The 8,547-nt window shown below is 44.1% G+C and carries 10 protein-coding genes; 4 read left to right on the top strand and 6 right to left on the bottom strand.

What is annotated here, in order from left to right; all coding sequences use genetic code 11:
* Window positions 1–111 precede the first annotated feature (111 nt).
* Window positions 112–342, bottom strand: coding sequence for a tetrahydrofolate synthase (locus tag HMPREF9420_RS13540; RefSeq protein ID WP_169309701.1), 231 nt, complete (start codon window positions 340–342; stop codon window positions 112–114).
* 33 nt (window positions 343–375) lie between these two features.
* A complete protein-coding gene (locus HMPREF9420_RS14875) occupies window positions 376–504 on the bottom strand; it encodes a hypothetical protein (RefSeq protein ID WP_081457461.1) in 129 nt (42 codons plus the stop codon).
* A 21-nt stretch (window positions 505–525) separates the two neighbouring features.
* Between HMPREF9420_RS14875 and HMPREF9420_RS08755 the strand changes: the two genes are divergently transcribed.
* The 3 genes from HMPREF9420_RS08755 to HMPREF9420_RS08745 all read left to right on the top strand — a co-directional run bounded on the left by HMPREF9420_RS08755 (window position 526) and on the right by HMPREF9420_RS08745 (window position 2,838).
* Window positions 526–798: a hypothetical protein gene (locus HMPREF9420_RS08755; protein WP_044078884.1), complete on the top strand. Its 273-nt coding sequence runs from the start codon at window positions 526–528 to the stop codon at window positions 796–798.
* 337 nt (window positions 799–1,135) lie between these two features.
* The gene (locus tag HMPREF9420_RS08750) at window positions 1,136–1,792 is read left to right on the top strand and encodes a DUF4294 domain-containing protein (RefSeq protein ID WP_044078882.1); all 657 of its coding nucleotides are present in this window, start codon (window positions 1,136–1,138) and stop codon (window positions 1,790–1,792) included.
* An 8-nt stretch (window positions 1,793–1,800) separates the two neighbouring features.
* Window positions 1,801–2,838 (top strand): M28 family peptidase, encoded by a 1,038-nt coding sequence (locus HMPREF9420_RS08745; RefSeq protein ID WP_007135250.1) that lies wholly within the window; start codon window positions 1,801–1,803, stop codon window positions 2,836–2,838.
* A 169-nt stretch (window positions 2,839–3,007) separates the two neighbouring features.
* Here HMPREF9420_RS08745 and HMPREF9420_RS08740 read toward each other — a convergent pair whose 3' ends face one another.
* The 4 genes from HMPREF9420_RS08740 to HMPREF9420_RS08725 form a co-directional block, all read right to left on the bottom strand.
* Window positions 3,008–4,750: a fused gamma-glutamyl-gamma-aminobutyrate hydrolase/peptidase gene (locus tag HMPREF9420_RS08740; protein ID WP_007135249.1), complete on the bottom strand. Its 1,743-nt coding sequence runs from the start codon at window positions 4,748–4,750 to the stop codon at window positions 3,008–3,010.
* Between the two features lie 213 nt (window positions 4,751–4,963).
* A complete protein-coding gene (locus tag HMPREF9420_RS08735) occupies window positions 4,964–5,851 on the bottom strand; it encodes an FKBP-type peptidyl-prolyl cis-trans isomerase (RefSeq protein ID WP_007135247.1) in 888 nt (295 codons plus the stop codon).
* Between the two features lie 11 nt (window positions 5,852–5,862).
* Complete coding sequence (locus tag HMPREF9420_RS08730; protein WP_007135246.1) at window positions 5,863–6,744, bottom strand: FKBP-type peptidyl-prolyl cis-trans isomerase; 882 nt, start codon at window positions 6,742–6,744, stop codon at window positions 5,863–5,865.
* Window positions 6,745–6,767: 23 nt separating this feature from the next.
* On the bottom strand, window positions 6,768–7,370 hold the full coding sequence (locus HMPREF9420_RS08725; RefSeq protein ID WP_007135245.1) for an FKBP-type peptidyl-prolyl cis-trans isomerase: 603 nt from the start codon (window positions 7,368–7,370) through the stop codon (window positions 6,768–6,770).
* 225 nt (window positions 7,371–7,595) lie between these two features.
* Here HMPREF9420_RS08725 and HMPREF9420_RS08720 point away from each other — a divergent pair, with 225 nt between their 5' ends.
* The gene (locus HMPREF9420_RS08720; protein ID WP_007135244.1) at window positions 7,596–8,330 is read left to right on the top strand and encodes an SIR2 family NAD-dependent protein deacylase; all 735 of its coding nucleotides are present in this window, start codon (window positions 7,596–7,598) and stop codon (window positions 8,328–8,330) included.
* Window positions 8,331–8,547 lie beyond the last annotated feature (217 nt).

The raw sequence follows: 8,547 nt of genomic DNA, 5'->3' as shown, positions 1-8,547 counted from the left end.
GGGTTAACGTATTGTTTGTGGGAAACAACGCCGTAGGTGTTGCGCTTTTTTTGATTAATCCGCCATCAAATACCTCGCAATAACTATGCTTTCTCGGAAAAAGCTCAACACCTACGGCGTTGAATCCCCTTGCAAACGTTTACCCGGGGTAGGCTCGTTCCTCGCCAACCCCGGGCTATCAAAAGAACAACTCGTACCGAGTTGCGTGGTGAGAGTATTCATAGTGGCAAATACATTCATTGGAACATTAATATAACTCCGATGGTATTGTGTGGTTATAACATTCAAAATGGGCGATGTGTTCATTGGGATATTGACATAACATCCTATTAATCCTCTCATTGAAACCATATTTTCTCGGAAAAAGCTCAACACCTACGGCGTTGAATCTCCTTGCGAATGTTTACCCGGGGTAGGCTCGTTCCTCGCCAACCCCGGGCTATCAAAAGAACAACTCGTACCGAGTTGCGTGGTGAGAACATTCAAAATGGGTGATACATTCATTGGAACATTAATATAACTCCGATGGCATTGTGTGGTTATAACATTCAAAATGGGCGATGTGTTCATTGGAATAATGGCATAACACCCACATTCTTATGTCGTTACAACATTCAAAATAGCAAATACATTCATTGGAACAATAATATAACACCGACGGCATTGCATCGTTGTAACATTCAAAATGGCGGATACATCCATTGGAATGCTGTTATAACACCTATGGCGATTCATGATGATAACATTATGGTATTGATGTTATTGATAATCTATGATAAAATGATTTGGTGCAAATGAGCGCGTAATTAGCCTTATTTTACACGATGAAATGACGCAAAACATTGCGTGATTTGTGGCATTTTACAATGCTGGGGATAAAGGAACATAAAACAAAGGGAAATGGGGTTATGATGCTTCTGTGGCAAAGCGGTTTGTATTGGCCATGAAACACCTGACTGATTTGAAAAACATGACTCTGCAACCCCATTTATGTTACAGGCTATATCCCATTTCTTTCCCTACTAACGCTATCCCACTCATCACACTTTATGACTTATAGAATATGCCCATTTTTCGCCTTTTTCCCCTTGATTTCTTTCTTTTTATCCAAAAATATACGTACTTTTGCGAGCGTATGTACTACAAGTTTTACTTGATTATGTTGCTTTTTTGCCTGTCGTTACCATTGAGTGCGCAGACAAAAACAGACGGGAAGCGCCCTGAAAGCGTTGCTCCTGAGGACCGAACTGTCGATATGGATGACCCTACTTTCGTACCAATGGTGCGCGTAGGAAAGGTACTTCAGGGGCGAGATTCAATCCAATATGTAGAACTTAACAATGTATATGTCTACCCACAACCCGTATTTGAGAACGCACAACAACGCATAGCATACAACCGTTTGGTTTATAATGTCAAGAAAGTGCTACCGATAGCCAAGGAGGTTAACCGCATAATTATCGAAACTTACGATTATATTCAGACGTTACCCAACAAGAAAGCCAAGGACGCTCACCTCAAATATGTGGAACAAAGCATTAAAGAAGAGTACACACCACGCATGAAGAAGCTCACCTATCAACAGGGAAAACTGCTCATTAAGTTAGTATATCGCGAGTGTGGAAGCTCTGCTTATGGCGCACTTCAAGCCGTGTTAGGCCCTGTTCGCGCGGGATTTTGGCAAGCGTTTGCATGGACTTTTGGTGCCTCTTTGACGAAGAAATATGACCCGAATGGCGTAGATCGCCTCACCGAACGTGTGGTGTTGATGGTTGAAGCCGGCCAATTATAACCGAGAAAATGAAGAAATCAATGAAGATAATGCTTGGAGTTGTCGTGGCTGCAGTGGCTATCGGTGGACTCCACTATTACAAACAAGGAAGTAAGAGTGTTGAAAACACGGAGGAAGTAGAGGAGATTGAGAAAGTCACTCCCGTCGGTCCATCGTTTAATGCCGATAGCGCTTACAGCTTTGTAAAGGCACAATGCGACTTCGGTCCACGCGATATGAACAGCCGTGGGCATGAACGTTGCGCGCAATGGATAGTGAAGAAGTTCAAGGAATATGGCTGTAAGGTGACTACCCAGGATGCAACACTCACCGGATATGACGGCACCAAGCTCAAGAGTAGCAACATTATTGCCAGTATAAACCCTGAAGCCACCACCCGAATACTGCTTTGTGCGCATTGGGATAGCCGTCCTTGGGCCGATAACGACCCTGATAGTACGAACTGGCACAAGCCAATTCTTGCCGCGAATGATGCCGCAAGTGGCGTTGCAGTGATGCTCGAGTTGGCGCGAATCATCCATAACAATAAAGGCGATAAAGCCTTAAATGCTCAACTTGGCATTGACTTTGTGTGCTTTGATGCCGAAGATTGGGGGACACCTCAATGGGCAAATACCCCCGATAATGCCGATAGTTGGGCACTCGGAGCACAGTATTGGAGTAAGAATTTGCCGCGAGGTTATGAGGCACGTTATGGCATTTTACTCGATATGGTGGGTGGAGTTGGCGCGCGATTCTATAGAGAAGGCATGTCAATGCAATACGCTTCGGCGATAGTAAACAAGGTTTGGCGCGCTGCAAAAGCAGTTGGTTTTGGAAGTTATTTCCCTCAACAAGATGGAGGAATGATTACAGATGACCATGTGCCTATTAACCAATTTGCCAAGATTCCGACTATAGACATTATCCCATATTACCCAGATTGTCAGCAAAGTAGCTTTGGACCAACGTGGCATACGCTTGCCGATAATATGGAAAACATTGATAAGAACACGCTGAAAGCCGTGGGTCAGACAATGGTTCAAGTGATATATTCAGAGAAATAGTTGCACATGACAACATGAAATACGTCAACAGGGATGCACAAAGCGTGCATCCCTGTTGGTCTTTTCTATGGATTTCAATGCTACTATCCTACTATGTATATAATGATTGTATAGCGTTGATAACGCCAATCCACACATTTGAGGTTAGTTTTGCATTGATTTGAGCTCCTTAAAACGTTACTTCGGCCTGGTCTTTTACGGCTTGCATTACCCTAAGCCAATTGCCTCCCCAAATCTTTTCGATATCTTCTTCGCTGAATTTACGGCGTAACAATTGGATGGTAAAGTTGATCATTTCGGATGCATCGGCCATACCTACGATACCACCATCACCATCAAAGTCGGTGCCTACACCCACATGGTCGATTCCCATGACGTCGATTGCATGCTCAAGATGGGCCACTGCATCGAGTATAGTGGCTTCAGTTTCTTTCCGAAGGAAGCCATGATACATTGTGGTTTGAGCCACACCGCCTCTTGCAGCGAGTGCTTTCAGCTGGTCATCGGTTAGATTTCGTGGCACATCGCAAAGCGCTTTACAGTTGCTATGACTACAAACGATAGGCGTTTTACTTATCTCTAATGCATCATAAAAACTCTTTTCAGCCCCATGACTGAGGTCAACCATAACCCCAAGTCTATTCATTTCGTGAATAACCTGCTCGCCAAAAGCACTTACTCCGTTATGCGTTCCCGTGCCACGAGCACTGTCACAGATGTCGTTATCGCCGTTATGGCAAAGCGTGATGTAAGTAATTCCACGACGAGCAAAGTGCTCTACATTCGCAATATCATTCTCAATAGCCAGTCCATTCTCTATACCGAGCATGATACTCTTGCGACCTTGCGCCTTGTTTATATAGAGATCGTGAGGTGTTTTCGCGATAGAAACATACGCGTTTTCACGCTTAACAATGGCCGATATCTGGTCAAATATGCTGTCAGCATATTGCTTCGGCGTCATGTTTTCAGGAATTTCGCCCGGCTTTGGGTGCTGAGGAATGTAGGCAACCATCGTCACTGCATCTTGTCTTCCGTCTGACATCTTGTGGAGATCATATAGGATTCGTGGATCCCTTTGCTCGAAATGAATGCCTTGAGGGAAGAACATTGGCGTGTCACAATGGCTATCAAACGTGAGGATTCGACGGTGAATGTCTTTTGCTTTGCTAAATTCTGCACTGCGATGGATGAGCCATTGGAAGAGTTTTAGTCCCTCTTCTTCGAGCCATTCAGGATGCCATTGCACCCCAATGATAGCCTTTTGCTCACTACTTTCAATCGCTTCGACGATTCCATCGGGTGCGGTTGCCGTGACACGGAACTTATCTCCACATTCAGCTACAGCCTGATGATGGAATGAGTTGACATAAGTCTTCTCGCCATAAAGGTCAAACAACACACTGTTTTCACGTATGTTTATGCTGTGAGTAGGCTCTTCTCGCACTGCATCTTGAACGTGTTTGAGTGGTGTTTTGATATCTTGTGTCAGCCGACCTCCTAAAGCTAAGGCGATGGTTTGCATGCCACGACACGTTCCAAGAATAGGAATCTGTCGGTTATATGCTAATCTTGTGAGCAACAATTCAGGCAAATCACGCTCTGGATTAACGTGACCTAACTCTTTAAGAGGCTCCTCATTACTCCATAATGGGCTATAGTCTGCGCCACCAGTAAACACAAGTCCGTCGATGCGATCAAGCATATTGATGATTACTTGATGGTCGGCCACTGGCGGAATGATAACAGGTGTGCCGCCCGCTTTAACGATTTGACGATAGTAAACGCTTCGTATCATGGCATCACCATCAGCATAATTGGCTGTGATTCCAATCATTGGGCGCTGTTGAGCCTCGGGAAATGAGGAATAAATCTCGTCAAGATATGTTCCAAGTTGATATTTCTTTATCATTTTTTCAGTTCAAAAATTGAGTTCAAAACATTTATATTCTTTCCTATTTTCAGGGTGTTTGCGTTATCATAGAATACACATCCATGCTTCAACACGTTGGAAACATCCCTCAAAATCATTTGAAAACAAAAATAATTAATATTATTTGAATCGACAAAAAAAAGCGCGGAAATCTTTCAATCTCCGCGCTTTCAGTATGAGGAATAAATGATTTTACTTTTCTATACCTACCAATTCAACGGTGAAAATGAGTGTAGAGTAAGGCTTAATCTGCCCTGCTTGTCTTCCGCCATAAGCCAAATTCTCTGGTATACAGACTTCCCATTTGCTGCCAACTGGCATCATTGTGAGCGCTTCTGTCCATCCTTTGATGACTTCATTGCATCGGAACGTGTTGGTTTGAGGGTCGCGTTTGTAGCTACTATCAAAGACAGTACCATCTATTAAGCGTCCTTCGTACTTCACTTTTACCTTATCTGACTCCTTAGGCATAGGGCCTTTACCTTCTACAAGCACTTTATACTGCAGCCCAGAAGGCGTAGTATGCATGCCCTCTTTCTTGGCATTAGCCTTCAACCAGTCTGCATTTTCCTGTTTATATGCTGCATTTCGTGTCTCAACAACATCCTCCATACGCTGACGATAGCGCTTAGTTGCCTCGTTTTGCGTAAAGAAAGTCGTGTCGTTTTGCAGTGCGGCAGTGAATCCATTGATAAACATTGCGTGCTCAATAGAATCTTTTGTTCCAACGAAAGCCTGCTTCATATTCGGCAAAATACGGCTGTTGACCATCTCAGCAATCTGCATTCCCGCAGCATAAGCCTTGAAAGCAGGGTCTGAAACGCGTGTCTGCGCCTCACGAAATCCTTTCAGGAAGTCAGCCATATTCGTTGTATCAACCTGGAAACTCTGTTGAAGATAAGCCACAAGTCCTTCAGTTGCCGACATGCCGGCAAGGTAACTAAGCGTATCATTCGGTGAAACGAGCTTCACTGTTGACGCTGGTGTTGTGGCAACAGGCTTCTTTTTCTTATCCTTTGCCTGTGTAGTAAGCGTAACGCCCGCCATGAAGACGAGCGCTAAGAGTATTAGTTTTTTCATTGTTTACAATCTTATTTTCCGCCAACCTTTACGAGTTCAATCTTAAAGATGAGTGCAGAGAAAGGCTTAATCTGGCCTTGTTCGCGGTCGCCGTAAGCCAGTTGTTGAGGAATATAGACTTCCCATACAGAGCCAGCAGGCATATGTACGAGCGCATCGGTCCATCCTTTAATCACCTGATTGGCTTTAAGTGTGATAGGTTCTCCACGCTTATAGCTGCTATCGAATACCTTTCCATCGATTGTTTTGCCTTCATAGTTGACAACAACTGTTGAAGTATCCTGAGGCATTGCACCCTTTCCTTCTTTTATTACCCTATATTGTACGCCAGAAGGAAGCGTCTTTACGCCGGCCTTTTTCTTGTTTTCAGCGAGCCATTTCTCACCAGCTGCCTTGTTAGGACCATATTGTTTCTCCATGTTCTTGCCCTTAATAGCCATCATTTTGGCTTGAGCAATCTGCTGAGCTTCCTCAGCTGTCATCTTCACGCTACCTGTTTTACCTGTTGTTCCAGCAATAAAACCAGCCATAAAGTTCTTTAATGAGATGCTCTTTGTAGAGTCTTCACCAAACACTTCGCTATTAATGCCCTTGATCATCTGGTTAGATATCTGCTGACCTATTTGTATTCCAGCGTAATAAGCGGCCTTCTTCTTGTCGTCACCAGCATTAGCTCCATCGTTAAGTCCTTTGATAAACTCGTCCATATAGGTAGTATCGATCTGCATACGACCTACGAGGAAGTCCTTCAAACCTTGGGTTTGAGCCATACCCATGGCGTAACTCATCGTGTCAACATCGTTTTTCAGATCGGCCTTTGGAGTCGAATTGCCACACGCAGTGAATGTTGCGGCAGCGATAGCCATAGCGGCTACGATTGCGATTTTCTTCATTTCTAATCTTATTATAATGTATATTATTTCACTGATACAAGCTCTACATCAAATACCAACGTAGAGAATGGAGGGATAGATGCACCTGCTCCGCGCTCGCCATAACCGAGTTCATAAGGTATAAAGAAGCGATACTTGCCGCCTTCTTTCATGAGTTGCAAGCCTTCTATCCATCCGGCAATCACTTGATTGAGTGGGAACGTGGCGGTTTGTCCGCGATCATACGACGAATCGAACTTCGTTCCATCTATCAAAGTGCCTTCATAATGACACTCAACTGTGTCGGTTGCCTTTGGACTTTGACCGTTTCCTTCACGCAAAACCTGGTATTGCAGCCCCGAAGCTGTCGTGATAACACCTTCCTTTTTGCCGTTTTCGGCGAGGAACTTCTCGCCATCTTGCTTTGCGGCCTTACCCTTTTCGGCAGCCTCTGCCTTTTGTTTCTCCTCTTGTTTTGCAAAGAACTCCTGCACAATCTGTTGTGCTTCAGCGTCGCCGAGCTTCAAATCGCCCGCAATAACGTCTTTAATTGCCTGTGCAAAATCGTCAATATTAAGATCTGCGGCACCCATCTGAGACAATTGTCTGCCGATGCCTATGCCGAGAGCATAGCTTACTTTATCCATAAAATCTTAAATCAATTGGTTTAAATGATACTATATTTCGAAATCAAATGCAAAGATAGCAGAATAAAACTGAATAGAAAAGAAACGATGCTTTAATTTTATTAAAATGTAAAGGGCTTCACATAATTTTTATATATATTTGTAACACGTTTACATTGTTAGGCTATACGTGCCATGACAAAGCGGTAAACACATGATGAAAAGATACAAAAACAACAAAGAAAGATGACCAATAAAATCTCAAAAATAGTGTTTCTTACGGGTGCAGGCATGTCGGTTGAGAGTGGATTCAAGACGTTTCGCGGCAGCGATGGCCTTTGGGAAAACTATCCTGTGGATGAGATTGCCACACATCATGGCTGGGAAGACAACCCCACTAAGGTGACAAACTTCTATAATATGCTAAGAAAGAAGTTGTGGAATGCCTCACCTAACGAGGGACATCGCCTCATTCAGTCGCTGGAACAGCAGTATGAGGTGACTGTTGTGACGCAGAATGTCGACAATCTCCATGAGCGTGCCGGCTCAACTCACGTCATTCATCTGCATGGAGAGTTATCAAAGGTGTGCTCAAGTCGCGACCCTTACAACCCTGAATACATTGAAACATTAACGCCAGAGCATAGTGATGTTGAGCCAGGTACACTTGCTAAAGATGGTAGTTTGCTTCGACCTTTCATCGTTTTCTTTGAAGAAAGCGTTCCAATGATAGCCCCGGCAGCGCATGAAGTGACGTCGGCTGACCTGCTCGTTGTTATCGGAACAAGTCTCAATGTCTATCCCGCTGCAGGGTTGTTACAATACTGTCGACCTGGTGTTCCGATTTATCTCATAGACCCGAATCCCGTGAACACCAACGTCTTTCAACATGTAAAGCAGTTGCAAATGGGGGCAAGCGAGGGGATGAAACGGCTGACAGAGCTGCTCAACTCGGCTTCATCGAAAGAAACAAAAGATTGAGATTCAACCCTTGTTAAGGACTAAGTCGGGGATAAGCAGCTATTTGTAATGGCTCACTTTGCAGGTGTTTGATGAGTGAGCGCATCTAAACAAAGCCTCATCCCCAGTCCCTTTTCTTCCTCGTTTCACTGGTTCAACGAACAGCAACCTTTGGTTTTCCAAAGAGAGAACAGATTAGTTAGCCTTTGAAATAGAAGAGGTTATTTGAGGGAGAATG

Source organism: Segatella salivae DSM 15606, assembly GCF_000185845.1.
In the GTDB taxonomy this organism is placed as follows: domain Bacteria; phylum Bacteroidota; class Bacteroidia; order Bacteroidales; family Bacteroidaceae; genus Prevotella; species Prevotella salivae.
The sequence above is the reverse complement of the archived record's forward strand: the minus strand, read 5'-3'. Positions and strand labels throughout refer to the sequence as shown.

What these genes read in the sequence shown, in the direction of transcription:
- HMPREF9420_RS13540 (WP_169309701.1), bottom strand. Translation starts at nt 342, where the DNA reads ATGAGAGGATTAATAGGATGTTATGTCAATATCCCAATGAACACATCG.
- HMPREF9420_RS14875 (WP_081457461.1), bottom strand. Translation starts at nt 504, where the DNA reads ATGAATGTATCACCCATTTTGAATGTTCTCACCACGCAACTCGGTACG.
- HMPREF9420_RS08755 (WP_044078884.1), top strand. Translation starts at nt 526, where the DNA reads ATGGCATTGTGTGGTTATAACATTCAAAATGGGCGATGTGTTCATTGG.
- HMPREF9420_RS08750 (WP_044078882.1), top strand. Translation starts at nt 1,136, where the DNA reads ATGTACTACAAGTTTTACTTGATTATGTTGCTTTTTTGCCTGTCGTTA.
- HMPREF9420_RS08745 (WP_007135250.1), top strand. Translation starts at nt 1,801, where the DNA reads ATGAAGAAATCAATGAAGATAATGCTTGGAGTTGTCGTGGCTGCAGTG.
- HMPREF9420_RS08740 (WP_007135249.1), bottom strand. Translation starts at nt 4,750, where the DNA reads ATGATAAAGAAATATCAACTTGGAACATATCTTGACGAGATTTATTCC.
- HMPREF9420_RS08735 (WP_007135247.1), bottom strand. Translation starts at nt 5,851, where the DNA reads ATGAAAAAACTAATACTCTTAGCGCTCGTCTTCATGGCGGGCGTTACG.
- HMPREF9420_RS08730 (WP_007135246.1), bottom strand. Translation starts at nt 6,744, where the DNA reads ATGAAGAAAATCGCAATCGTAGCCGCTATGGCTATCGCTGCCGCAACA.
- HMPREF9420_RS08725 (WP_007135245.1), bottom strand. Translation starts at nt 7,370, where the DNA reads ATGGATAAAGTAAGCTATGCTCTCGGCATAGGCATCGGCAGACAATTG.
- HMPREF9420_RS08720 (WP_007135244.1), top strand. Translation starts at nt 7,596, where the DNA reads ATGACCAATAAAATCTCAAAAATAGTGTTTCTTACGGGTGCAGGCATG.